Source organism: Micromonospora gifhornensis (assembly GCF_016863515.1).
GTDB lineage: Bacteria > Actinomycetota > Actinomycetes > Mycobacteriales > Micromonosporaceae > Micromonospora > Micromonospora gifhornensis.
The window spans coordinates 186289-210710 of record NZ_BOPA01000003.1 but is presented as its reverse complement, the minus strand read 5'-3'; the positions used below and the strand labels follow the sequence as shown (position 1 = coordinate 210710).

Below are 24422 nucleotides of genomic sequence, written 5' to 3'. Positions count from 1 at the left end.
AGGGGAGACAGTGAAGGTGCGGCCGGGAAAGGTGCTCCCCGGCCGCACCCCACGATCACAGCGGAACCGTTACGGGACCGGTCAGGACCTCGGGACCTCCTGGTCCGGAACAACCTTGCCGCCCTCGACCTTGTACGCCCAGACCTTGACCTGAGCCGGGTCGAGCTCACCGGTCTCGGTGAACTTGTAGCTCGCCGCGACACCCTCGCCGCTGTAGCCCTTCACGAACTCCAGCATCTTGGTGCGGGTGGTGTTGCCAGCCTTGATACCGGCGAGCAGGATGTTCGCCGCGTCGAAGGCGGTGTCGCTGTAGGTGCCCGGCTCCGAGCCGTTGAGGGCCTTGAAGTCGTCGACGAAGCTGCCGCGCGCCTCGGTGGCCGGCTGGCAGGGGCAGGTGAGGATGGTGCCCTCAGCCGCCGCCGCACCGGCGCCCTCGATGTAGGCGGCGTCGTTGACGCCGTCACCGGCGACCAGGGTGGCGGTGACGCCAGCAGCGGTGAGCTGCTTGCGGATCAGGCCAGCCTCCTGGTAGTAGCCACCGTAGAAGATCGCGGTCGCGCCCGAGGACTTGACCTTGGTGACGGTCGCCGAGAAGTCGTTCTGCTTGCCGTCGCCCTGGACCTTGTCGCTGCTGACAACGGCCGCGCCGAGGACCTTCTTGACCTCGTCGGCCAGACCGGCGCCGTACGCCGACTGGTCGTCGATGACGAAGACCTTCTCGGCCTTCAGCACGTCCTTGATGTACCGACCGGCGGCCGGGCCCTGGCTGAAGTCGCTACCGACCGCCCGGAAGAAGGTCTTCCAGCCCTGGTCGGCCAGGCTCGGCCGGGTCGCCGACGGGGTGATGTGCACCAGCTCGGCCTCGGAGAACAGCGGGTTGGCCGCCTCCGACTCACCCGAGAACGCCGGACCGACGATGCCGAGGATCTTGGTGTCGTCGATCGCCTGCTGGGCCAGACCCGGCGCCTGCTCCGGGTTACCCTGGGAGTCCAGCGGCACCAGGGTCACCTGGCAGTCCGCGTTCTCCTTGTTGTACTTGTCGACGGCGAGCTTGACGCCGCCGTTCATGTTGATGCCCAGGGCCGCGTTCGGGCCGGTCAGCGCGCCGAAGAAGGCGATCTTGCTGCCGCAGCCGTCACCGCCGCTGGCCTCGTCGGTTCCACTGTCAGACTTGCAGGCGGCCGTACCGCCAAGGGCGAGCGCGGCGATCGCCACCCCACCGACCAAACGTGCGAGCTTCTGCCTCAAGGCCCGAACCCTCCTCAGTCCCATGGCCCGAACCACCCGCTACCAATTGGCCATTGCGGGGGCGGACGAACCAGACCGTCGTCGCCGGTCTGGGGCCGGACGTTATCCCACGGTGCAGGCACGACGTAAGCCCCGGAAGGGGCCGTTGACCGAACCGTTACACGCCGTGGTGGATAGGGTGCGATCGCTGTAAGAGGGAACCGTTGATTGATCGGCTACGAGGCCGATTCACCTTCGTTTTATCGGCGCCGGCCACTACTGAGTGATCTTCCTTCAGCCGCCCACCTGTAGGTGCGCCCACCAGGCACGAGACCCATCTCCCGCGTCTGCAAACACCATAAGCCGACCTTCTTCGAGCGCCACCACCAGCCCCGTATCCCCCGACGGCACCACCACCGGCAGGGCCACCGGACGCCACGACTCACCACGACTGTCCGAGCACCACAGACGGTAACCATCACCGTCGATGATCACCGCCACGACCAGGTTTGCCGAAGCCACCAGAGCACGCACCGACACCGCACCCCGACCACCACCGAACCCGCCGACCCACCGCCAACCCGGCTCCACCAACCGCCACACCCCGAAGCCCGTACGCACCGGACCGACCGCCAACACCGCGCCGTCGGCGGCCACCACCCGCTGCGCCTGACCCGGACCGTCCACTCCCGGCAGCAACGCCCGCCGCCACACCCGCGCATCCGACGACGTCCACGCCACCGGCACGGCACCCGGCGTCAACACCGCACCCACCAACACCCAGCCCGAGGGCACCGCCACCGCGTCGTACGCCACCGTCCGGCCCCGATCATCGCTGGCCAGCTCCGGCAACGCCTCGTGCACCGCGAAGCGCTCGCCATCCGGGGAACTCCACACCGCCGCCCCGGCCACCCGAGCACCCACCAGCAGCCACTCCCGCGGTCCGGCCGCCACCCGGGAGACACTCACCGCCCGCGGCCCGCCGAACAGCTCGAACCCGGCTGCCACCTCACGTAACGCACCGTCGGGGTGCAGCATCCAGGTGGCGGTACGCGGATTGCCGTGCGCGCCCCCACTCGCCGCGCCCAACGCCACCAACCGGGCATCCCGGCAGGCCACCGCGTAGAGCACGTGCCGGGCACCGTACACACTCGACGGGACCAGCCGGATCGGCGACCAGACCAGACCATCCACCGTGGACCAGGCAGCCGGGGCGTTCCGCCCCGCCGAATCGGCGACCGCACCGACGGCGTACCAGCGCCCGCCGCAGACGGTCGCGTCCCGTACCAGGAGCCGGGCGGCGGCCCCGGACGTCGCCGGCAGCACCATCGACTGCCAGGCCGGGCGCACCGGCGTCGGCGCCGCGGACTCGACGGCCGGCCGGGAACAGCCGGCCGACGTCACCGCCACCGCGACGACGACCGCGACCCACCGCCGGATCACCACGGATCGATGCTATCGACCCCGGCCTGACACCGCGGCCGTCGCAAAGCCGACTCAGGGAGCCGGCTGCGTCACCTCACCGCCGGCGGTCTCGGCGAGAATCCGCTCGGAGACCTCCTTCATGGTCATCCGGTGATCCATCGCCGTACGCTGGATCCACTTGAAGGCCTGCGGCTCGGTCATGTTGTAGGTGGTCATCAGCGCGCCCTTGGCCCGCTCGACGGTCTTACGGACCTCCAACCGGTCGGTCAGCCCGGCGACCTCGGCCTCCAACGCGGCGATCTCGGAGTACCGGGACAGCGCGATCTCCACCGCCGGCACCAGATCGCTCTTCTGGAACGGCTTGACCAGGTACGCCATCGCACCAGCCGCCCGCGCCCGCTCGACCAGGTCACGCTGGCTGAAGGCGGTCAGAATGATCACCGGAGCGATCCGGGACCCGGCAATCCGCTCAGCGGCGGCCAGCCCGTCCATGATCGGCATCTTGATGTCGAGGATCACCAGATCGGGCTTGAGCTCCTCGGCCAGCCGGACGGCGGTCTCGCCGTCGCCGGCCTCCCCGACCACCTCGTAGCCCTCCTCGGCCAGCATCTCGGCCAGGTCCAGCCGGATCAGCGCCTCGTCCTCGGCGATCAGTACCCGCCTGCGCGCGGCATCCGTCTGCGTCTCGGCCACGAGCCACTCCCACCATCGTTTCCTGCACGGCTACCCACCCATGCTCTCGCACGAGAGTAGTCGGGTACAGTAAGCCTCACTCGCCGGGATGGTGGAACGGCATACACGGAAGTCTCAAACACTTCTGCCCGAAAGGGCTTGCGGGTTCGAATCCCGCTCCCGGCACTTTGTCATACAGGCGTTCGAGGATGTCGATGTGCATCCACCGGAAATCCGGGCACGGGTTCGTGCACTCCGCGCCCGAGGCCACAACATCCGCTCGGTAGCCCGCAGCCTGGCCCTGCCCTACACCACGGTGTGGCACTGGTGCGTCGACAGGCCCGAGCCGACCCAGGTCAACAGCGCCGTCCGCTGTTTCCGCTGCCGGCCGGAGTTGACGGGCCCCGCCGATCCCACCGCGTACGCCTACCTGCTCGGCCTCTACCTCGGCGACGGGCATCTCGTCACGAGTGACCGGGTGCCGGTGCTGCGCATCTATTGCACCGACACCTGGCCGAACCTGATCGAGGCATGCGATGCCGCGATGAGAGCCGTACTCGCGAACCGGGTCCAACGGATTCAGAAGCAGGGCTGTGTGGCGGTGCAGAGCACCGGCAAGCACTGGCCGTGCCTCATCCCGCAACACGGGCCGGGCAAGAAGCACCAGCGACCCATCGTCCTTACCGCCTGGCAGCGCGACATCCTGACCAGCCACGCAGGCCACTTCGTACGTGGGCTCTTCCACTCCGACGGTTGTCGGGTGTCGAACCGGGTCACCGTCAGGGGCCGGAAGTACGCCTATCCCCGCTACATGTTCGTCAACGAGTCCTCCGACATCATGGGCCTGTGCCAGTGGGCGCTGGACCTGCTCGGCATCGCGTGGGCGATGAACCGCCGCAACAGTCTCTCGGTCGCGCGTCGTGAGGCGGTCGCCGCGCTGGACCGCCACGTCGGTCCGAAGTCGTGAAGCTTCGGACCGGCCGTGGCGGAGCGGCAGGGTGTCAGTGTGCGGCGAGTGCCCGGGCCAGGTCTTCGCGCAGGTCCTCGGGGTCCTCCAGGCCGACGGAAAGGCGCAGCAGGGCGGCGGCGGGTTTGGCGTCGCCCTCGACGGGTCGGTGGGTCAGCGACGCCGGGTGCTGGATGAGGGTGTCGACTCCGCCGAGTGAGACCGCGTGGGTGATGAGCTGGCAGGCGCCGGCGACGGCTGCGGCGGCGGGGGCGCCGCCGCGTACCTCGAAGGCGAGCAGGCTGCCGGGGCCGGACATCTGCCGGCCGACGAGCCCGGCGGGGTCGTCGAGGCCGGGGTGGTGCACCCGGGTGACGGCGGGGTGTTCGCTGAGCCAGGCGGCGAGTTTCTCGGCACCGGCCTGCTGGGTGCGGACCCGCAGCGGCAGGGTCTGCAGGCCACGGTGCAGCAGGTAGCCGCCGAGGGGGTGCAGGATGGCGCCGGTGACGGCGCGGACCTGGCGCAGTCGGGCGGCCCATTCGGTGTCGCAGGCGACCACTCCGGCGAGGACGTCGCCGTGGCCGCCGATGCTCTTGGTGGCGCTGTGCAGCACGAGCCGGGCGCCGTGCCGGGCGGGTTGTTGCAGGATCGGGGTGGCGACGGTGTTGTCGATCAGCAGCGGCACGTCTCCGGCGGCCTCGGCCAGGGCGGCGATGTCGAGCAGGTCGAGGGTGGGGTTGGCCGGGGTTTCGGCGATGACCAGTGCGGTGTCCGGGCGGATGGCGGCGGCGACCTGGTCGGGTCGGGCCCAGGTGACCTCGGTGCCGAGCAGGCCGGTGGCGAGGATGTGGTCGGTGCCGCCGTAGAGGGGGCGTACGGCGACCAGGTGGCGTTTGCCGTCGCGGGTGGCGGCGAGTACGGCGGCGGTGAGGGCGGCCATGCCGCTGGCGTAGGCGACGGCTTCGGCGGTGCCTTCGAGTTCGGCGAGGGCGGTTTCGAAGCGGGCCACTGTGGGGTTCCACAGCCGTTGGTAGACGGCGCTGGCGCCGGCGGGTAGCGGGTTGCCGGTGGCGAGTGCCTCGTACGCGTCGCCGCCGCCGTCGACCGAGGGCAGGGGGTTGGTGGTCGACAGGTCGATGGGCGGCACGTGGACGCCGAGGCCGGTGAGGTCTTCACGGCCGGCGTGCACGGCTCGGGTGTCCACGGTCGTCATGCCGACAGGATCGAATGACCGGTTCATCTTTGGCAACAGATCTGAAACTAATTCGTAACACCCCCCTTCCGGTGCGCACTTGTTCGCTGGAAGATCACTTCATGCCCCTCGTATCGAATGTTCTACGGCCGTTCGCGGCCCTCGACGACACCGACCGCGCGATCCTGGCGGAGTTGTCCGCCAACGGGCGGCTGGCGAACAACGCCCTGGCCGAACGGGTGCGGGTGGCCCCGTCGACCTGTCTGGCGCGTACCCGTGCGTTGCGGGAGAGCGGGGCGATCCGCGGGTTCTACGCGGACGTCGATCCGGCGGCGCTGGGTCTGCCGTTGCAGGCGCTGGTGTCGGTACGGCTGACCGAGCACGCGCGGGCGGCGGTGGACGCCTTCCGGGCCCGTTCGGTGCGGCTGCCGGGGGTGGTGTCGGTGTTCCATGTGGCGGGGGCGGAGGATTACGTGCTGCATGTGCGGGCCGCCTCGGCCGAGGCGCTGCGGGACTTCGTGCTTGATCATCTGGCGGTGGATCCGGCGGTGCAGCACACCCAGACCAGCCTGATCTTCGAGCAGGCGCGCGGGTTGGGCTGATCACGCCGGGGGTCGCGGCGGGAACAAAACCGGCATCTCGCGGGTTGGCAGCCGCTGTGATCGACGTACCGCTTTCTGTTCTTGACCTTGCCCCCGTCGCAGTCGGCGCGTCTGCCGGTGAGGCGTTGCGGCACACCACCGAGTTGGCGCGACGCACCGACGAGCTGGGTTATCACCGGTTCTGGGTGGCCGAGCACCACAACATGCCGGCGATCGCGTCGTCGGCGCCGGCGGTGCTGATCGCGCATCTGGCCGCGCACACCAGCCGGATCCGGTTGGGTTCGGGTGGGGTGATGCTGCCCAACCACGCGCCGCTTGTGGTGGCCGAGCAGTTCGGCACTCTGGAGGCGCTGCATCCGGGCCGCATCGACCTGGGCATCGGGCGGGCGCCGGGCACGGACCAGGTGACCGCGCTGGCGTTGCGCCGGACGATGGAGGGGCTGTCGGCGGAGAAGTTCCCCCAGGAGTTGGCCGCGTTGATGGACTTCTTCGACGAGGAGCGCTCGGGGCGGATCATGGCCTCGCCGGGGCGGGGTCAGCGGCCGGCGGTGTGGCTGCTGGGTTCCAGCGGGTTCAGCGCCCAGTTGGCCGGCGCGTTGGGGTTGCCGTTCTCGTTCGCGCATCACTTCAGCGGGCAGCACACGGTGCCGGCGTTGGCGTTGTACCGGCAGAGTTTCCGCCCGTCGCGGTGGCTGGAGCAGCCGTACGCGATGGTGGCGGTGAACGCCGTCTGTGCGGAGACCGACGAGCGGGCCGAGTGGTTGGCGGGGCCGGCCGGGTTGTCGTTCCTGCGGTTGCGTGCCGGGCGGCCGGAGCCGCTGGCCTCGCCCGAGGAGGCGGCGGCGTACCCGTACACCGATCTGGAGCGGGAGTTCGTGGCGCAGCGGCGCGAGGGGCAGGCGACCGGCTCGCCGGAGACGGTGGCCCGGCAGTTGGGCGACCTGCTGGCGCGGACCGGGGCGGACGAGTTGATGCTCACCACGATGGTGTACGACATCGACGACCGGGTGCGGTCGTTCGAGTTGATCGCCGAGCGGGTCGCCGGGGGCCTGCGACGCTGAGTGAAGGCACAGGCGTGGGGCGCGGGCCGGGCAGGTCTGGCGCGCCGGCGATGGTGGCCCAGGTCACAGCGGTTCTGTGCCGTGAAACACGATCTTCATGGGAGCGTCACCCCCGCGACGCGGAGTGCGCTTAACTTTATAACCGGTGGTGGTACGGCACTCTCCGGTCGGGACGGGTCGGGGGTGCCGCGGTGTGGGGCACCGGGCCGCAGTTGAGCGGATTCCGCGATTGCGGCCCGGTGCCTGTCCGTTTCTCCAGGCTTCAGCTTCCCGGCGTCAGCGCAGGTAGATGCGCGGGGCGGGCGGGACGGCCATCCCGTCGCCGAGGAAGAAGCTCGGGTGCGGCGGCTGGTTGTAGGCGGTGTTCTGCCAAGCCACGGCGACCCGGTACTGCATGTCGTGCATCAGTGTGTGGATGCGGGTGCTGGTCGGGGTGGGTGTGCTGTAGATCCGCAGGGCCCGGCTGTCGCTGGTACGCCAGACCACCTCTTCCCGCCAGTCACCGAGGATGTCGGCGGACAGTGCCGGGGTGGCCTTGGTGCCGTTGTTGGCGGCCACGTCGGCGCCGGTGAGCAGGCGGGTGTCGCCGTTGGGGCCGTACTTGTCGATGCGGGTGGCGTCGAGCAGTTCCCGTACCGGGTCGCCGTCCCACCAGATCAGGAAGTTGGTCGAGGACGGTTTGCGGCCGACGTTCTGGCCTCGGGTGTTGTTCAGGCCGCTGACCGCCGAGGACCAGGATTCCGCGCCGGGGCTGCCGACCCAGATGTCGCCGGAGACGCCCCGGCCGTTGTCCCCGCCGGGCGGGGTGGACCAGATGAGCTGGCCGGTGCGGGCGTCGGCGAGGTAGGAGCTGGGCTTGCTGCCGTCCTCGTTGACCTTGAAGACTTCCAGGCCGGGTCGGGTCGGGTCGAGGTCGCCGACGTGCATGGCGTCGCCGTGGCCGGTGGCGGTGGAGTGCAGTAGTCGACCGTTGTCGTCGATGGTGGCGGCACCGTAGACGATCTCCTGTCGGCCGTCTGCGTCGACGTCGGCGATGGACAGGTTGTGGTTGCCCTGCCCGGCGGCGGCGCCGTTGCCGCTGGCGTTGGAGTCGAAGGTCCACCGCCTGGTGAGGCTGCCGTTGCGGAAGTCCCAGGCGGCGATGACCGCGCGGGTGTAGTAGCCCCGAGCCATGATCAGTGAGGGGCGTTGGCCGTCGAGGTAGGCGGTGGCGGCGAGGAACCGGTCGACCCGGTTGCCGTACGAGTCGCCCCAGGAGGAAACGGTGCCGCGGGGCGGGTCGTAGTTGACGGTGGAGAGGGCGGCACCGGTACGACCGTCGAACATGGTCAGGTACTCCGGGCCGGCGAGCACGTAGCCGCTGGAGTTGCGGTGGTCGGCGCTCGCGTTGCCGATCACCTGCCCGGTGCCGGAACGGGTGCCGTCGGCGGTCTTCATTGCCACTTCGGCGCGGCCGTCACCGTCGTAGTCGTACACCTGGAACTGGGTGTAGTGGGCGCCGGCGCGGATGTTGCGCCCCAGGTCGATGCGCCACAGCCGGGCGCCGGTGAGGGTGTACGCGTCGACGTAGACGTTGCCGGTGTAGCCGGACTGCGAGTTGTCCTTGGCGTTGGACGGCTCCCACTTGAGCACGAACTCGTACCTGCCGTCGCCGTCGAGGTCGCCGACGCTGGCGTCGTTGGCCGAGTAGCTGTACGCCTCACCGCTGGGTGTGGTGCCGCCCGGCGGGACCTGCAACGGTACGTCGAGGTAGCCGCCCGGGAACTGCAACGCCGGGGCGGAGTCGGCCTGTTCGACGCCGTTCACCACGGCCCGCACGGTGTACGTGGCACCGGCGGCGGCCCCGCTGTCCAGGTAGTTGGTGGCCCCGGTGATCGGGCTGGCGTTCACCCGGGTGCCGCCCCGGTAGAGGTTGAACGCCACCCCGGTGGTCTCGGTGCCCAGCAGCCGCCAGGAGACCAGGTTGGCCGACCCGGACCGGACGCTGACCAACCCTCGGTCCAGGTTCTCCGCCTGCATCGACCCGGGTGGTGGAGTCGTCGGCGGCGGGGTCGTCGGTGGCGGGGTGGTCGGAGGCGGAGTCGTCGGAGGCGGAGTCGTCGGAGGTGGTGTGGTGGGCGGCGGTGTGGTGGGCGGCGGGGTCGTCGGCGGCGGGGTGGTCGGAGTGGTGTCGCCGGTGCAGGTCGTGCCGTTGAGGGCAAAGCTGGTGGGCACCGGGTTGGTGCCGGTCCACGAGCCGTTGAACCCGAAGCCGGTGCTGGCGTTGCTGCCGATGGTGGCGTTGTAGTCGACGTTGCGGGCGCTGACCTGCGCGCCGGACTGGCTGACCGTGGCGTTCCAGGCGTGGGTGACCTGCTGGCCGGCGGCGGGCCAGGCCCAGGTCAGCGTCCAGCCGTTGAGCGGGTCACCGAGGTTGGTGACGGTGACGTCGGTGCCGAAGCCGCCGCCCCACTGGTTGGTGATGCGGTAGTCGACGCGGCAGCCGGTGGCGGCGGCCGAGGCGGTCAGGTTGGTAAGTACGCCGGCGGCGAGGGTGGTTGCCGTGGCGGTGGCGAGCACGATGACCCGACGGACGGTGCGGGGCATGGAGGTCCTCCGGTGGAGGTCGGGCGCGCGGCAGTGGTGGCTTCGCCGGCGTGCCCGTCGCCGACGGGTGCCGCGCTGGCGGCAGAGATCCCGACGCATCGACGTCGGTAATTGGTTTCCCGCGCAGCTGCGATGCTAGGGCACGCGTTTTCGGCACACAATCGGTTGGCCACAGCTTGCTTCCGGGCCAGCCCTTTTGGTCAACTCCTCCGGTGGCAGCGCACATGACACCGGAGGAGTTCCGTCAGGCCGGGTACGCGGTCGTCGACTGGATCGCCGACTACTGGGCCACAGTTGCCGAGCGCCCGGTGACCTCGCAGGGCCGGCCCGACGCGGTGGCGGCCGGGTTGCCGACCGATCCGCCGGCTGAGGGCGAACCAGTCGAGTCCGTCCTCGCCGACCTGGACAAGCTGGTCGCACCCGGATTGACCCACTGGCAGCATCCGGGCTTCTTCGGGTACTTCCCGGCCAACACCAGCGGTCCCAGCGTGCTGGGTGACATGGTCAGTGCCGGTCTCGGCGTGCAGGGCATGCTCTGGGCCACCGGACCGGCCTGCACCGAGCTGGAGACGGTGATGCTCGACTGGCTGGCCCAGGCGTTGGATCTGCCGGCCCGGTTCCGCTCCACCGGTCCCGGCGGCGGGGTCATCCAGGACTCGGCCTCGTCGGCCACGCTGGTGGCCACCCTGGTCGCCCTGCACCGGGCCGGCGGCGGGCGCTGGCGCGAGGCGGGCGTCGACCGCCGCTACCGGGTGTACGCGTCGACCGAGGCGCACTCGTCGGTCGAGAAGGCGGCCCGGATCGCCGGGCTGGGCGCCGACGGGGTACGGCTGATCGAGGTGGATCCGGTGACCCGGGCCATGTCACCGGCGGCGCTGCGGGCGGCGATCGAGGCGGACCGGGCCGCCGGGGTGGTGCCGGCCCTGGTGGTGGCGACCGTGGGCACCACCTCCACCACGGCGATCGACCCGCTGCCGCAGATCGGCCCGATCTGCGCCGAGCACCGGGTGTTCCTGCACGTCGACGCCGCGTACGCCGGGGCGGCGGCGATCTGCCCGGAGTTGCGGTTCGGCCACGCCGGTCTGGAGTACGCCGACTCCTACTGCTTCGACCCGCACAAGTGGCTGCTCACCGGTTTCGACTGCGACGCGTTCTGGGTGGCCGACGCCGGTGAGCTGGTGCAGGCGCTGACCGTCCTGCCGGAGTACCTGCGTAACGCCGCCACCGAATCCGGTGCGGTGATCGACTACCGGGACTGGCAGGTGCCGCTGGGTCGGCGGTTCCGTGCCCTGAAACTGTGGTTCGTGCTGCGCTGGTACGGCGTCGACGGCCTGCGCGAGCACATCCGGCGCGGGGTGGCACTGGCCGCCCGGTTCGCCGACCGGGTACGCGCCGACGACCGGTTCGAACTGATGGCCCCGCATCCGTACAGCCTTGTGTGTTTCCGGTTGCGCGGCCCGGACGGGCCGAACGAACGCCTGCTGGCGGCGGTCAACGGCACCGGCCGGGTCTATCTGACGCACACCCGGGTGGCCGGCCGGCACACGTTGCGTCTGGCGGTCGGCGCGCCGCAGACCACCGAGGCCCACGTCGACGAGGCGTGGGAGCTGATCTCGCAGGCGGCAGCCCTGGCCGACTGACCCGGTCCGGTCAGCGGTCGGCGCCGGAGAGGGCGGTGACCTCCGGCGCTGCCGCCGCACCCGAGTCGGCGTCGTCGGTGCTGGCCTTGTCGGTGTTGGCTTTGTCGGCGTTGACCGCCTCGGCGTTGGCTTTGTCGGTGTTGACCGCCTCGGTGTTGGCCGCCTGGAGGCTGGCTGCTTCGGCGGTCGCCCGCTGACGACGGGCCCGCAGCACCAGCCGCACCGCCAGCACCAGGGCGGTGACCCAACCGGCTGCCAGCAGCACGTAGACCAGTACCGGCAGGGAGCCCTCCAGCTCGGCGGTGCGCATCAGGATGCGGGCGTTGGTCAACACGATCACACCGCCGACGGCCGCGCCGAGCATCTGGGCGGGCACGATGCGCACCAGCCAGGCGGCGATCGGTGCGGCGATCAGACCACCGATGAGCAGGGCGAGCACGATCGGCAGCAGGAAACCCTCGGTGCCCAGACCGATGAGGAAGCCGAGGCTGGCCGAGACTGCGACAAGGAACTCGGAGGTGTCCACCGAGCCGATCACCTTGCGGGGCTCCATCCGCCCGCTGACCAGCAAGGCCGGCGTGGCGACCGGCCCCCATCCGCCGCCGCCGGTGGCGTCGACGAATCCGGCGACCAGCCCGAGAGGCCCGAGGAACCGCCCGCGCAGCTGCCCGGCCGCCGGGTTGCGACGCAACGGCCGGGAGAAGCGCACCAGCAGGTACGCCCCGAGCGTGAACAGGATCGCGGCCATCCACGGGGCGGCTGCCTCGGTGGAGAGCGAACTGAGGAAGGTGGCACCCGCGAACGCACCGACCGCGCCGGGGATGGCGATGCGGGTCACCACTCGCCAGTCGACGTTGCCGAACCGCCAGTGAGCGGTGCCGGCGGCGAGGGTCGTGCCGATCTCGGCCAGGTGCACCGAGGCGGACGCGGCAGCCGGCGCGACCCCGACCAGGAGCAGCAGCGTGGAGGAGGTCAACCCGTACGCCATGCCGAGTGCCCCGTCGACCAGTTGGGCGGCGAGCCCGACGAGCGCGATGACCAGCAGCTTGCGCACGGCCGTCCCCCAACTTTTCGGCAACTCCTATCAACTTGGTCGACAATGCGGCATTGGAGGGCCTGCGGTCAACCCCCCGATCAGTCAATGAGACGACACCCTCGTCGCTCCCCCACCCCAGGCCCCCACCCGGACAACCGCTCCCCCACCCGAGCCACCGCCGGCCCGCCCCGAACCATCCCTTGCCCACCTGGGCACCGTTCCCCACCTCGGCCCCTTTGCTCTGCTTCACTCCACGCACCGATCCCGTGCGGAAATCGGTGCGTCGGTTGAAGCAGAGCAAAGGGGCCGAGGCATACCTCTGCCGGCGCGGCCGAGCAGGGCGCGCGCCAGGTCCAGGAGTGGCTGTCAAGTCCAGCAGCGGGCGTGACAGGTCCAGGCGCGGGGGCCAGGTCCAGGCGCGGGGGCCAGGTCCAGGCGCGGGGGTCAGGTCCAGGCGCGGGGGTCGGAGACCAGCTTGGTGACCTGCTCGGGCAGCGTGCCCTGCGCCACGTCGGCGACGGTGACCAGTTCGAGGATCTGACGTTCGTTGGCGCGCAACGCGATCCAGACGTCCTGCAACGCTCGGGCGGCGCCCTGGTAGCCGAGTTGCTCGGGCCGCTGCCCGCGGATGTGGGCCAGTGGGCCGTCGATCACCCGGATCACGTCGGCCAGGGAGATCTCCTCGGCGGGCCGGGCCAGCCAGTAGCCGCCTTCGGGTCCCCGCTGGGCTTGCATGATGCCGCCGCGGCGCAGTTGCAGCAGGATGCTCTCCAGGAACTTCGGCGGGATGTCCTGGGCGCGGGCGATCTGGTCGGCGGTCACCGGACGGCCACGCCCGGCCCCGGCCACCGAGGCCAGCTCGGTGACCGCTCGAAGGGCGTAGTCCACCCGGGCGGAGAGTCGCATGCCCGACAGGTTAGTCGGCCCGCGGCTCCACCTGGACGATCACCCCTGCACCGATCGGCTGATCCGGATGGTACGGCCGCCGGGTCAGGCGCCGACGCGGCGCAGCAGTCCCTCTTGGACGACGCTGGCGATGTGCCGTCCGTCGACGGTGAACAACCTGCCGGTGGCCAGGCCCCGCGCGCCGGAGGCCGACGGGCTCCAGCAGTCGTAGAGGAACCACTCGTCGGCGCGGAACGGCCGGTGGAACCACACCGCGTGGTCGAGGCTCGCGCCCACCACACCGCCGGGGCCCCACACCTCGCCGTGCACCGAGAGCACCGAGTCGAGCAGGGTGAGGTCGGAGGCGTAGGTGAGGGCACAGGCGTGCAGCAGCGGATCGTCGGGGAGCTTGCCGTCGATGCGCATCCACACCCGCTGGTGCGGGTCCGCGGGACGGTCGCCGGGGCGTACCCAGCCGGGCTCGCCGACGTAGCGTACGTCGATGGGCCGGGGAATCTGCCCCCAGACGCCCAGGCGTTCCGGGTAGCGGGCCAGCCGGTCGGACATGGTGGGCACCTGGTCGGGCGCGGGCACGTCCGGCGGGACGGGGGCGTGGTGGTCCAGCCCTTCCTCGGGGCGCTGGAACGACGCCGACATGAAGAAGATCGGCTCGCCGTGTTGCAGCGCCACCGAGCGGCGCACCGAGAAGGACCGGCCGTCCCGGATGCTCTCCACCTCGTACTCGATCGGCTCGACCGGGTCACCGGGGCGCACGAAGTAGCCGTGCAGCGAGTGGACCACCCGCTCCGGGTCGACGGTGCGGCCGGCAGCGACCAGGGCCTGGCCGGCGACCTGTCCGCCGTACACCCGCTGGGGTCCGACCGGGGGGCTCATCCCCCGGAACGACCTGGTGCCGGTCGGCACCAGGTCGAGAACCTCCAGCAGCTGGTCGACGGCGGCCTGACCGACGAGCACCTGGTCGTCGGTCACTGCAGGGCCCGCGCCGAGGCGGCGTCGACGAGCGAACCGAGCTGGTGCACCCGCAGGGTGTTGGTGGAGCCGGGGGTGCCGGGCGGGCTGCCCGCCACGATCACCACGTAGTCGCCCGGCGTGGCCCGGTTGAGCCCGAGCAGCGCCTGGTCGACCTGCCGGAACATGTCGTCGGTGTGCTGCACGAACGGCATCAGGAAGGTCTCCACGCCCCAGCAGAGGGCGAGCTGGCTGCGCACCTCCGGGACCGGGGTGAAGGCCAGCAGCGGCAGGTCGCAGTGCAGCCGGCTGAGCCGGCGCACGGTGTCGCCGGTCTGCGAGAAGGCGACAAGCGCCTTGGCGCCGATGGCCCGGGCGATCGAGGACGCGGCGACGGTGAGGGCGCCACCGTGCGTACGCGGGTCGTGCTGGAGGCGGGGGACGGCGATCGAGCCCGACTCGGTGGTGCTGACGATCTTGGCCATGGTGCTGACGGTGAGCACCGGGTACTTGCCCACGCTGGTCTCACCGGAGAGCATCACCGCGTCGGCACCGTCGAGCACCGCGTTGGCAACGTCGGAGGCCTCGGCGCGGGTGGGCCGCGAATTCTCGATCATCGAGTCGAGCATCTGGGTGGCCACGATGACCGGCTTGGCGTTCTCCCGGCACAGCTGCACGGCGCGCTTCTGCACCAGCGGCACCTCGTCCAGCGGCAGCTCCACGCCGAGGTCACCGCGGGCGACCATCACGCCGTCGAAGGCCAGCACGATGGCCTCCAGGTGGTCGACCGCCTCCGGCTTCTCGACCTTGGCCAGCACCGGCCGGTGTACGCCGACCTCGTTCATGATGCCGTGACACAGCTTGATGTCGTCGGCGGAGCGGACGAAGGAGAGCGCGACCAGGTCGACCCCGAGCCCGAGGGCGAAGCGCAGGTCCTCGGCGTCCTTGTCGGACATGGCCGGCACGCTGACCGCCACGTTGGGCAGCGAAACGCCCTTGTTGTTGCTGACCGGCCCACCCTCGGTGACAAGCACCCGGATGTCGTTGCCGGTGACGTCGGTGACCTCGACGGCCACCCGACCGTCGTCGATCAGCAGCCGGTCACCGGGCTTGACCTCCTGCGGCAGCTTGCGGTAGGTGCAGGAGACCCGCTCCTTGCTACCCAACACGTCGTCTCCGGTGATCACCACGGAGTCACCGGTGCGCCACTCGTGCGGGCCGTCGGCGAAGCGGCCCAACCGGATCTTCGGCCCCTGCAGGTCGGCCAGGATCGCCACCGGCTTGCCGGTCGCCTCCGATGCCTCGCGGACCAGGTGGTAGACCGCCTCGTGATCGGCGTGGCTGCCGTGGCTGAAGTTCAGCCTCGCCACGTTCATGCCGGCCTCGACGAGCCCACGGATGCGCTCGGGCGACGAGGTGGCAGGACCAAGAGTACAAACGATCTTCGCGCGGCGTGTCACGCCCATCAGGCTAGTCTCTCCTCCGGGTCGGACCACGGGCCGACCCCTTGCGCAAAGCGGAACAATTGTCCAACGGCGCGCGACGTACGCGCGCTGCCGGCGGGCGTAGCCACGCCGGAACGTCGATGGCGGGCATCAGCGACCGCGCGCCGGAATGGTACGCCTCCCATGCCAGGGTGCGCCGAGCCGCTCCGTTCCGACAACCGCTCGTGACCGCACGATTGCCGAACGTCAACCCGCTCTGCCGTTCAGCTTTCCGTCTTGACCAGCGGAAACTCGAGCGAACCGGCCGGACAGAGGAAGGTCATCACGTCCACCCGGTAGAGCCCGGCCTGCACCGCCGGGTCGGCCTCCATCACGCTGCGCACGTCGTCGACCGAGCCGGTGCGGGCCAGACCGAAGCCCAGCGGCGGGTCCGGCTCCCGGGCTTCGTTGCCGTCGACCGCTCCGACCACCAGGATGATGCCCCGCCGCTGGAGCGCCTGCATGTGTTCGGCGTGCTCGGCCTGCAACCGCTGGATGGTCTCGGGGGGCAGCGCCCGTCCGGCCGTGCCGGGATAAAGCACGATGCACTCGTACGTGTCAAGCGCGAAGTCGAGGTTCGGCTCTGCGGTCATGACGCTCCCTTTCGCGGCCCGCCCTTTCGCGGCCCGTCTGCGCCCGACGGCGGCACACGCGGCGGTACCGTCCAGCCTTGCATGAACCGGCAGGTCGCACCGGGCGCTCAGCAGATCCGGGGCGTACCGCGATGGTGTCGCGATCGGAGCGGGGAGCCGTGATGACGGCTAGATTGGCCGACGAGGACGATCGACGCGATGGGAATGACATGGTGAGCAATGCTGACACTCGACCCGCCAAGGCCTCCGGCACCTACCGGATCGGCGGTGACCTGACCGTCGACCGGCTCGGGTACGGGGCAATGCAGATCACCGGCCCGGGCGTCTGGGGCGACCCGAAGGACCCGGCCGAGGCGGTACGGGTGCTGCGCCGGGCGTACGAGCTGGGCGTGACGTTCATCGACACCGCCGACTCGTACGGGCCGTTCGTCTCGGAGCTGCTGATCAGGGAGGCGCTGCACCCGTACGCCGATGATCTGGTCATTGCGACGAAGGCCGGCCTGTCGCGCAGCGGCCCGGGTGACTGGCGTCCCCTCGGTCGGCCGGAGTATCTGCGTCAGCAGTGCGAGCTGAGCCTGCGCCACCTGGGCCTGGAGAGCATCGGGCTCTACCAGCTGCACCGCATCGATGCGAAGGTGCCGCTGGCCGACCAGATCGGTGAGCTGCTGCTGCTCAAGGAGGAGGGCAAGATCCGGCACATCGGCCTGTCCGAGGTGACCGTCGAGCAGATCGAGGCGGCCCGCCAGATCGCGCCGATCGCCTCCGTGCAGAACCTCTACAACCTGGTCAACCGCAAGGCCGAGGACGTCGTGACCTACTGCGAGGGCAACGACATCGCCTTCATCCCGTGGTACCCGATCGCCACCGGCGAACTGGCCCGCCCCGGCGGCCCGCTGGACGCGATCTCCACCGAGCACGGCGCCACCCCCGCCCAGCTCGCCCTGGCCTGGCTGCTGCGCCGCTCCCCCGTCATGCTCCCCATCCCCGGCACCTCCTCGGTGGCCCACCTGGAGGAGAACGTCGCCGCCGCCCAGGTAACCCTGACCGACACCGAATACAAAACCCTCTCCACCGCCACCTGACCCCCTCCCCACCCCCACCCCCACCCCACCCCCAGCCCCCACCCCCACCCCCACCCCTCCGCGATCTTGCACTCTTGGTCGCCTTAATGCGCCCCTATGCCCCGTTATGTCCCGTCGGAAAGTGCAAGATCGGCGCGGCGACGGGGGGTGCGAGCGGCGCGATGCGGCGCGTGGGGTGGGGAGGGTGGGGTGGGTGGGGTGGGGTGGGGTGGGGAGGGTGGGGTGGGGGAGGGAGGGTTAGAGGGCTAGGCAGGAGGGGTTGATGGGGTGGTCGCGGAGGGCTTGGCGGATGATCGAGTACGTGGTGCCGTCCACGACCAGGGCCAGGTGACCTACCACGCGTAGTGGGCACTTGGCCTGGATCAGGACGTTCGTCGCGCCGTCGGCCAGCGTGGCGTTGTCGACCGGGCGGACGAGTTCGTCCTGCCAGGTGCGTACGGTGGTCCAGCGGACCGGGCCGGGAGTGTCGTCACCCGCGTTGAGCGCGGCGAGGAACGACGAACCGATGGTCATCTGCTGGCAGGCGACGATTCCGGCGCAACTGCCCAGGCCGAGGAACGCCAGCATGTTGGCGACGTAGGTGCCGTACTGGGGGGTGCCGAGGCTGACGTAACGACCGACGATGTCGCCGCCGCCCAGGTTCTTGATGTAGTACCGGCTGACCAGGCCACCCTCGGAGTGGGCGACCAGGTCGATCTTGGCCGCGCCGGTGCTGGTTCGGACCTTTCCGACGAAGGTGCGCAGGCTGCCGGCGGAGGCGGCGATGTCGCCGAGCCCGAGATTGGGCAGCTCGTAGACCCAGACCCGGTAGCCGTCGGCGCGCAGCCGGGCAGCCAGCGGCTGGTAGACCGCGGCGATGCCGCTGAGCCCACCAACCACGATCACCGGGTTGGCATTGGCGAGGGCACCGAGCCCGTCACCGGCCGCGCCGGCGACCGACGCATCGGCGGCCGTGGTGACGGCCGGTCCGTCAGTGGTGGTGGCTGGCGCTTCAGCGGCGACGGTCCTGGCCGGCGTTTTGGCGGCCGCCGATGGGCCGGAGGTGACGGCAGCGGTGGTGGCCGGCGCTTCGGCAGCGACCGCAGCGTCCGAGGTTGCGGCGGCCGAGGCGGGGGGCGCCGACAGGACGGCGGCGAGGGTCAGCGCGAGGACGGGGACAGCCTTTCGGAGCAGCATCGCTGCACCTCCCATGGGGAGAACCCCGGGGTTGCCGGGGCAAGGGTGGGGGGTGTGTCCGATCGACCGTGCAATGATGATCCCGTCACAATCCAGAAACGTCAATGAAAAGTTACGCCCGGGTAGCCCAGCCCTCACCAGGCATCCGGGAGGCTGAAGGTCCACACACGACAGACGCCGCCCGTACCCATCGGGGTACGGGCGGCGCAGGGTCGCGGGGCAGGCTCAGCTGGCGGTGGTGGTCACCTCCGGCTCGGGGTCGGGCCGCGCCGGGCTGTTCTTGACGTACGTCGGGTGCAACTGCACCGGCTTCGCCTCCTGCTCGCGGCGCTGCCGCGCCCGTACCCGCAGGTTGAGGAACTCCACGAAGATGGAGAAGGCGATCGGCCCGTACACGTAGCCCTTCGGGATGTGCTGGTCGAAGCTCTCCGCGATCAGGCTCGCACCGATGATCAGCAGGAACGACAGGGCCAGCATCTTCACCGTCGGGTGCTGGTTGACGAAGTTGCTGACCGCCGCGGCGGAAACCAGCATGATGATCATCGCGATCACCACGGCGGCGACCATGATCGCCAACTCGTCGACCATGCCGACCGCAGTGATCACCGAGTCCAGCGAGAAGACCACGTCCAGCACCAGGATCTGCGCGATCACCGCGCCGAAGGACACGACCTTCTTCTTCGACCGGCCGTGGTCGGAGCCCTCCAGGTGCTCATGGATCTCGTACGTCGCCTTGCCCACCAGGAACAAGCCACCGAGCAGCAATATCAGATCCCGCCCGGAGATCTCCTGCCCGAACACGGTGAACAGCGGCGCGGTCAACCCGATGATCCAGGACAGCGAGGCGAGCAGCAGCAGCCGGGTGATCAGGGCCAGGGAGATGCCGATCGTACGGGCTCGGGCCTGTTGATGTTCGGGTAGCCGACCGGACAGGATCGAGATGAACACGACGTTGTCGATGCCCAGCACGATCTCCAGCAGGAGCAGGGTCGCGAACGCGATCCACAGCTCGGGACTGGTCAAGAATTCCATTCCATCCTCGACTCTCAGGACGCCGCCGGGCGGGGCACCCGGAACCATCGGCGATCTGCGCAAGCATGGCGTACCGCGTCACCCCCCGCTCCGCAACCCCGCCCGACCAGCGACCGCCCGACGGCGCCAGGCCCTTGACCCGCCCGCCGGCGTGACCGGCAGCGCCGAGGTTGCCGCCCCTCCGAGCCCGGCCTGCCGCAGACAAGCCAAGGAATGGATGCCGGCCGGTCCACCGATACGAATGTCGAACAATTGCGTGGATCCGCGCCTGACATCTTCTACAATCGTCGAACCTGACTGTGTTGAACACCATTGAAATCGAGGTCCGGACGGATATCGAAGGTGGCACCGTAGACAGATCAGCGATGGCTGTCAGCAGTTCTCGGCGACAATTGAGGAAAGCTTGAGATTGGCCCTCCGGGACCGGTCACCGATCCACGTTTACCCATTGCTAGCTGCCCTTACCTGTGCTTAAGTGGCGAGCTAGATCGACCCGATCACTGTGGAGGACTATCCATGCGTAAAGCTGTTCCGTCAGCGTCACCAAGTCGGGTAAAGCGTCACGTCGCAGTCGCCGCCGCGCTGCTCATCGGCCTTCCCGGAATGGCGGTTTCGATTACCGCTCCGGCCGCCGCCCAACCGCTCGAATCGCACTGCGGAAACGAGACCGGCGGCAAGTCGGTCCAGGGCTTCATCAGCCACGAGGAACTGCGCCGCAGCCTCCAGCAGATCGAGCACACCAGCAAGGGCAAGGTCCAGGTCGACGTCGCCGGCTACTCGAACCAGGGCCGCGAGATCTGGACGGCCCGGGTCGGCGAGGGCGACACCGTGGTGCTGGTGCAGAGCCAGATCCACGGCAACGAGATGCACGGCACCGCCGCCGTCCTCGACGCCCTGCGCACCCTGGGCAACAACTCGAAGCGGTCCGAGGAGATCCGCAAGGCCGTCACCATCGTCGCCATCCCGAAGCTCAACCCCGATGGCAGCGAGGCGGACATTCGGCAGAACCAGCGCACCTGGAGCGACGTCGTCGCCGACTTCCCGCAGCTCGCCGACGCCCGGACGGCGTGGAACTACAACACCCGGGTCGGCGGGTTCGACGTGAACCGCGACTTCAACCCCAACCTCGACTACGTTCCGCAGGCCGCCCACTTCCCGGGCAACAGCGCCTCCACCGGCTGGTACATCACCCCCGAGGCGCAGACCGCGCGGGACGTGTACCGCGCACTGGAGCAGGAGTTCGGCACCGTCGACATCTTCGCCGACCTGCACAACCAGGCCGCCTGCTACACCGGTGAGGGAATGGACGACTACACCACCCTCTCCATCTCCGGGCGCTTCATCGACAACCCCGCCCAGCACGGCAACTGGCCCAAGTTCAACTACGACGCCTCGCGCCGAGTGAACGTCGCCGTGTACGACGCCCTGCAGTCCGGCAACTCGCCGCAGAGCAAGGTGACCCTCTACCCGCAGAACACCAACCTGCCGGGCACCGCGCTTGGGTCGTTCGCCCTGCGGGGTAGCGCCACCATCCTGTTCGAGACCCGTGGGCAGACCCAGTCCTGGGGCCAGAAGCAGCACGGAATGCTGACCAAGCAGGTCGAGGACGGCCTCTTCGGGATCTTCAACGCGATCACCGACGGGACCCTGGACACCATCGACCCCGAGCGGTACGAGCTCATCCCCGAGCGGATCAACGTCCCGCGTAACTGAACCGAGTAGCAACACTGTCGCCCCGGCCGTCAAGGCCGGGGCGACACCTGTTTCGGTCGGTATCAGCGCCGCCGATGGGCCGAGGGCGCGCGGGTCAGGGCCGCGCGATCAGCGACGCGCGGCCAACCGAGGCGCGGTCAGGGACGCGCGGGTCAGGGCCGCGTGGGGAACTGGGTGAGGAAGGCCCGCCAGGCGGTCGGGGTGAAGCTCAGCGCCGGGCCGGTCGGATCCTTCGAATCGCGTACGCCGACCACACCGGGCAGGTTGTCGGCCACCTCGACGCAGACTCCGCCGTTGGTGGAGGAGCGCGACGAGGTACGCCACCGCGCGCCGATCAGGTTGTCCATGTCTTCGCCGCCTCCTTGAGCATGTCGAGCGTCTGACCCAACGGGAGCGCTTCGCCCCGGACCGCGTCCCATTCCAGGCCGACGCGCGCTATCGGATCCGGCTGCCCAGTGGTCTGCGATTCAAGCTGATGGTCCACGCAGGCCGCACGGGCTCCGTCAGGCAGATCGGCCAGAATGAGCCTTTTCCAAGCTGATCTTGCAGGTCAGGACGGGTGTGGCAGGCCCGGTGATCGATGGGTGCGAGGCTCCAGGTAGGACAGCTGTCGACCAAGACTCGAAGCCCCGACCGGGAGCCTCGCCATGCTGTCCTACCCCGCCACGATTCCGTTGTCCAGCCGCACCTTGAACCACCTCGCCGAACGCATCCGCGGCCACCGCAAGCAGCGCCGATCCCGATGGCGACGCCTCGAACCCGGCCGGCAGGCGCTGCTCGCCCTCGCCCACCTGCGCAACGGCGACACCTACACCCGCCTCGCGGCCGGCTTCCAGATCGGCGTCGCCACCGCCTGGCGCTACGTACAAGAAGCGATCACCCTGCTCGCGACGGCCGCCGATGACCTGGCCGCCGCCATGCAACGGATCCGCCGACTGGCGTACGCGATCCTGGACGGCACCCTGATACCGATCGACCGGGTCGCCGACCAGAAGCCGTACTACTCCGGGAAACACAAGCACCACGGCGTTAACGTGCAGGTCATTGCGGATGCCACTGGCCGCCTCGTCTGGGCTTCACCAGCGCTGCCCGATTCGGTCCATGACCTGACCGCAGCCCGAACCCACGGTATCATCGACGCGTTGACCAGCGCAGAGGTGATGACCTTCGCCGATAAGGGCTACCAAGGAGCCCGCGGCAGCGTGCAGACCCCGTTCAAGCGGCGCCGCTTCCGCCCGAAGCTGTCACGCCGGCAGAAGGCCGTGAACCGCGCCCACGCAAAAATCCGCGCCCGGGGCGAACGCGCGATCGCCACCCTCAAGACCTGCAAGATCGTGACCAAGCTGCGCTGCTACCCACGCCGAGCGACCCCGATCGTGCAGGCCATCCTCGTCCTGCACCACGTCGAAGCCAACCGCTACCCAGCATGAAAAGGGCTCAATGAAAGCCCCGGCCAGTCCCGAGTAGATGCCAGCCGACAGCGGGACGACCTGCAACTGAATATGCGGATGCTCGGCGCAACTGATCAGGTGCGCGACCTGCTCGGCCATCACCTCCGGGCCACCGCAGGCCCGCCGCAGCACCATCTCGTCCAACACCACAACTGCGGGCTCGTGGTGCAGGACAAGCATGGCCTGCACGATCGCGGTTGCTCGGCGCGGGCAGCAGCGCAGCTTGACCAGAATTTCCAGGTCTTGAGTGTGGCGATCGCGCGTTCGCCTCGGGTGCGGATCTTCGCGTGGGCCCGGTTCACGGCCTTCTGCCGGCGTGACAGCTTCGGCCGGAAGCGGTGCCGCTTGAACGGGGTGCGCACGCTGCTCGGGGCACCTTGATGGCCCTTGTCCGCGAAGGTCATCACGTCGGCTCTGGTCAGGACGTCGATAATGCCGTGGGTGCGGTCTTGAGCAGGGAGTTTCCGCGTTCGCCGATGGCTCGCAGGCTGTTGTGGGCCTTGTTAAACTGCTGCTGGATAGTTGATCTGCGGAAGGACCACTTCGTATCGAGGTTCTGCGTCTTCTCTTCGTACCGGACCTGATCTGGCGCGTCTCACGCCTTCCCGGCATTCCAGACAGCTACCGACTGCTACCACCCGCTTGCGCGGAATGGCTCAATGGTTAACTGGACCGTTCGGCCCTCTCGATTGCACTGCGGAAATCGGACATAGAGAGGGCAGCAGGCACGGACGGGTTGCGTTTAGACGACGAGGCAGATGTGCTTCACTTGCTTATTGCATGGGTTGCGACAATTTGGAGTTGGGCCGCGAGACTTGCGGCCAAGTTGCAGCATCCGCGACCCGTGATGGAGGGGCGTTAGTGGCACCGTCGCCGAAGATTAAGAATGCAGATGAGGCGATCCGTTGGATCAAGGAGGGCCGCACCTACGCCTGGATGACTGCGGAGCACGAGCGCAAGTACGGCATCCGCATCAGCGGGTCCGGCTGGAGCTACTTCCGCAAGGTGAACGGCCTCCCCAGCCGGCTGGTCCGGGACGAGGAGCTGATCCCATGGGGCGTGAAGCCGGAGCACCGGTACAACTACCTCCTGCTCCTGCTCCGCGAGGAGGCCCGGCGTCGCGCCGGCAAGGTGCTCAGCCGCGACGACACCTACCGGGTCAACGCACTGCTCCGTGACCTGGAGGAGCGGAATGCGGTGATCCACTACGACCCGGACACCGCCGAGGGCTTCCACCTGGTTTCCCGCGAGCCGGGCGACGAGGACATCATCCGTAAGCCCCAGCGAGTGACGAGGGTGCGCCGTGCCACCGAGTGAGTTACCCCTTCAGGCTGACGGCTTTCAGTGACCGTGTCGGGGATGCTGCCGCGTGTCTACGTGCGGATCGATTTTCGAGTTGGGCTGCGGGCGGCGGACCACTTGCCGGCCGCGCCCTTTGTCCCCGAAGACCATGATCTCGTTGTAGTGCCGGTCGTAGACGAGGACGTAGGTGATGCTGTCCGGCCCCAGGCACGCCTCCCTATGTATGACAACTCCGCTTCCCGTGACGCAGGTCTCTTTCAGGTCGGTGTCGCGCAGGCCGGTGCAGCGCCAGCCTGAGCCGTTCTGGATCTGGCCAAAGGTTGGGCGGAACCAGGCTTCTGGGCCTGC

Annotated in this window: 21 protein-coding genes, 1 tRNA gene and 2 pseudogenes; 9 read left to right on the top strand and 15 right to left on the bottom strand. The window is 69.5% G+C overall.

Annotation, left to right across the window (positions count from 1 at the left end; all coding sequences use genetic code 11):
- Window positions 1–81: 81 nt before the first annotated feature.
- The 3 genes from Vgi01_RS02370 to Vgi01_RS02360 all read right to left on the bottom strand — a co-directional run bounded on the left by Vgi01_RS02370 (window position 82) and on the right by Vgi01_RS02360 (window position 3345).
- Window positions 82–1248 carry a branched-chain amino acid ABC transporter substrate-binding protein gene (locus Vgi01_RS02370; RefSeq protein WP_204290002.1) on the bottom strand — a complete coding sequence of 389 codons (1167 nt, stop codon included), beginning with the start codon at window positions 1246–1248 and terminating at the stop codon, window positions 82–84.
- 273 nt (window positions 1249–1521) lie between these two features.
- A complete protein-coding gene (locus tag Vgi01_RS02365) occupies window positions 1522–2673 on the bottom strand; it encodes a hypothetical protein (RefSeq protein ID WP_204290001.1) in 1152 nt (383 codons plus the stop codon).
- A 51-nt stretch (window positions 2674–2724) separates the two neighbouring features.
- Window positions 2725–3345, bottom strand: a complete 621-nt coding sequence (locus Vgi01_RS02360; protein ID WP_013735005.1) for an ANTAR domain-containing response regulator — start codon at window positions 3343–3345, stop codon at window positions 2725–2727.
- A gap of 82 nt (window positions 3346–3427) precedes the next feature.
- On the opposite strand from Vgi01_RS02360, the gene Vgi01_RS02355 reads away from it, so the two are divergent.
- Together Vgi01_RS02355 and Vgi01_RS02350 are read left to right on the top strand one after the other, a co-directional pair.
- A tRNA-Leu gene (locus Vgi01_RS02355) sits at window positions 3428–3510 on the top strand.
- 31 nt (window positions 3511–3541) lie between these two features.
- Window positions 3542–4291, top strand: a complete 750-nt coding sequence (locus Vgi01_RS02350; protein ID WP_204290000.1) for a transcriptional regulator — start codon at window positions 3542–3544, stop codon at window positions 4289–4291.
- Between the two features lie 34 nt (window positions 4292–4325).
- On the opposite strand, the gene Vgi01_RS02345 is transcribed toward Vgi01_RS02350, so the two are convergent.
- The gene (locus tag Vgi01_RS02345; RefSeq protein ID WP_204289999.1) at window positions 4326–5483 is read right to left on the bottom strand and encodes a trans-sulfuration enzyme family protein; all 1158 of its coding nucleotides are present in this window, start codon (window positions 5481–5483) and stop codon (window positions 4326–4328) included.
- 101 nt (window positions 5484–5584) lie between these two features.
- Here Vgi01_RS02345 and Vgi01_RS02340 point away from each other — a divergent pair, with 101 nt between their 5' ends.
- Entirely contained in the window at window positions 5585–6064 is a 480-nt protein-coding gene (locus tag Vgi01_RS02340; RefSeq protein ID WP_102660251.1) for an Lrp/AsnC family transcriptional regulator, read from the top strand.
- A gap of 56 nt (window positions 6065–6120) precedes the next feature.
- Window positions 6121–7125: an LLM class flavin-dependent oxidoreductase gene (locus Vgi01_RS02335; RefSeq protein WP_199180326.1), complete on the top strand. Its 1005-nt coding sequence runs from the start codon at window positions 6121–6123 to the stop codon at window positions 7123–7125.
- A gap of 276 nt (window positions 7126–7401) precedes the next feature.
- Here the strand turns inward: Vgi01_RS02335 and Vgi01_RS02330 are convergent, their stop codons facing one another.
- Entirely contained in the window at window positions 7402–9711 is a 2310-nt protein-coding gene (locus Vgi01_RS02330) for a rhamnogalacturonan lyase family protein (RefSeq protein ID WP_204289998.1), read from the bottom strand.
- A gap of 212 nt (window positions 9712–9923) precedes the next feature.
- Here Vgi01_RS02330 and Vgi01_RS02325 point away from each other — a divergent pair, with 212 nt between their 5' ends.
- Window positions 9924–11351, top strand: a complete 1428-nt coding sequence (locus tag Vgi01_RS02325; protein WP_239088764.1) for a pyridoxal-dependent decarboxylase — start codon at window positions 9924–9926, stop codon at window positions 11349–11351.
- Between the two features lie 10 nt (window positions 11352–11361).
- Here Vgi01_RS02325 and Vgi01_RS02320 read toward each other — a convergent pair whose 3' ends face one another.
- From Vgi01_RS02320 to Vgi01_RS02300, 5 genes are all read right to left on the bottom strand, one after another.
- A complete protein-coding gene (locus tag Vgi01_RS02320; protein WP_204289997.1) occupies window positions 11362–12405 on the bottom strand; it encodes a sulfite exporter TauE/SafE family protein in 1044 nt (347 codons plus the stop codon).
- Between the two features lie 426 nt (window positions 12406–12831).
- Entirely contained in the window at window positions 12832–13293 is a 462-nt protein-coding gene (locus Vgi01_RS02315) for an RrF2 family transcriptional regulator (protein ID WP_102660246.1), read from the bottom strand.
- 84 nt (window positions 13294–13377) lie between these two features.
- Window positions 13378–14262 (bottom strand): acyl-CoA thioesterase, encoded by an 885-nt coding sequence (locus Vgi01_RS02310; RefSeq protein WP_102660245.1) that lies wholly within the window; start codon window positions 14260–14262, stop codon window positions 13378–13380.
- A complete protein-coding gene (gene pyk / locus Vgi01_RS02305) occupies window positions 14259–15707 on the bottom strand; it encodes a pyruvate kinase (RefSeq protein WP_102660244.1) in 1449 nt (482 codons plus the stop codon). Before pyk ends, Vgi01_RS02310 begins: the two co-directional genes overlap by 4 nt.
- A 242-nt stretch (window positions 15708–15949) precedes the next feature.
- The gene (locus Vgi01_RS02300) at window positions 15950–16318 is read right to left on the bottom strand and encodes a YciI family protein (RefSeq protein WP_102660243.1); all 369 of its coding nucleotides are present in this window, start codon (window positions 16316–16318) and stop codon (window positions 15950–15952) included.
- 209 nt (window positions 16319–16527) lie between these two features.
- Here Vgi01_RS02300 and Vgi01_RS02295 point away from each other — a divergent pair, with 209 nt between their 5' ends.
- Complete coding sequence (locus Vgi01_RS02295) at window positions 16528–17400, top strand: aldo/keto reductase (protein ID WP_204289996.1); 873 nt, start codon at window positions 16528–16530, stop codon at window positions 17398–17400.
- Window positions 17401–17637: 237 nt separating this feature from the next.
- On the opposite strand, the gene Vgi01_RS02290 is transcribed toward Vgi01_RS02295, so the two are convergent.
- Together Vgi01_RS02290 and Vgi01_RS02285 are read right to left on the bottom strand one after the other, a co-directional pair.
- On the bottom strand, window positions 17638–18576 hold the full coding sequence (locus Vgi01_RS02290; protein WP_204289995.1) for an esterase/lipase family protein: 939 nt from the start codon (window positions 18574–18576) through the stop codon (window positions 17638–17640).
- Window positions 18577–18801: 225 nt separating this feature from the next.
- Window positions 18802–19608, bottom strand: coding sequence for a TerC family protein (locus tag Vgi01_RS02285; RefSeq protein ID WP_204289994.1), 807 nt, complete (start codon window positions 19606–19608; stop codon window positions 18802–18804).
- A 603-nt stretch (window positions 19609–20211) separates the two neighbouring features.
- On the opposite strand from Vgi01_RS02285, the gene Vgi01_RS02280 reads away from it, so the two are divergent.
- On the top strand, window positions 20212–21321 hold the full coding sequence (locus Vgi01_RS02280) for a M14 family zinc carboxypeptidase (RefSeq protein ID WP_204289993.1): 1110 nt from the start codon (window positions 20212–20214) through the stop codon (window positions 21319–21321).
- Between the two features lie 152 nt (window positions 21322–21473).
- On the opposite strand, the gene Vgi01_RS02275 is transcribed toward Vgi01_RS02280, so the two are convergent.
- A complete protein-coding gene (locus tag Vgi01_RS02275; RefSeq protein WP_204289992.1) occupies window positions 21474–21668 on the bottom strand; it encodes a DUF397 domain-containing protein in 195 nt (64 codons plus the stop codon).
- 300 nt (window positions 21669–21968) lie between these two features.
- On the opposite strand from Vgi01_RS02275, the gene Vgi01_RS02270 reads away from it, so the two are divergent.
- Entirely contained in the window at window positions 21969–22751 is a 783-nt protein-coding gene (locus Vgi01_RS02270; protein WP_204289991.1) for a transposase family protein, read from the top strand.
- Window positions 22752–22760: 9 nt separating this feature from the next.
- Here Vgi01_RS02270 and Vgi01_RS31345 read toward each other — a convergent pair.
- Both Vgi01_RS31345 and Vgi01_RS02265 read right to left on the bottom strand, forming a co-directional pair.
- Window positions 22761–22931: pseudogene (locus tag Vgi01_RS31345) on the bottom strand (Scr1 family TA system antitoxin-like transcriptional regulator); the annotation flags it as partial.
- Window positions 22926–23218: pseudogene (locus Vgi01_RS02265) on the bottom strand (transposase family protein); the annotation flags it as partial. The pseudogenes Vgi01_RS31345 and Vgi01_RS02265, both read right to left, overlap by 6 nt.
- Window positions 23219–23708: 490 nt before the next feature.
- On the opposite strand from Vgi01_RS02265, the gene Vgi01_RS02260 reads away from it, so the two are divergent.
- Window positions 23709–24089: a hypothetical protein gene (locus tag Vgi01_RS02260; RefSeq protein ID WP_204289990.1), complete on the top strand. Its 381-nt coding sequence runs from the start codon at window positions 23709–23711 to the stop codon at window positions 24087–24089.
- The last annotated feature ends 333 nt before the right edge of the window (window positions 24090–24422 follow it).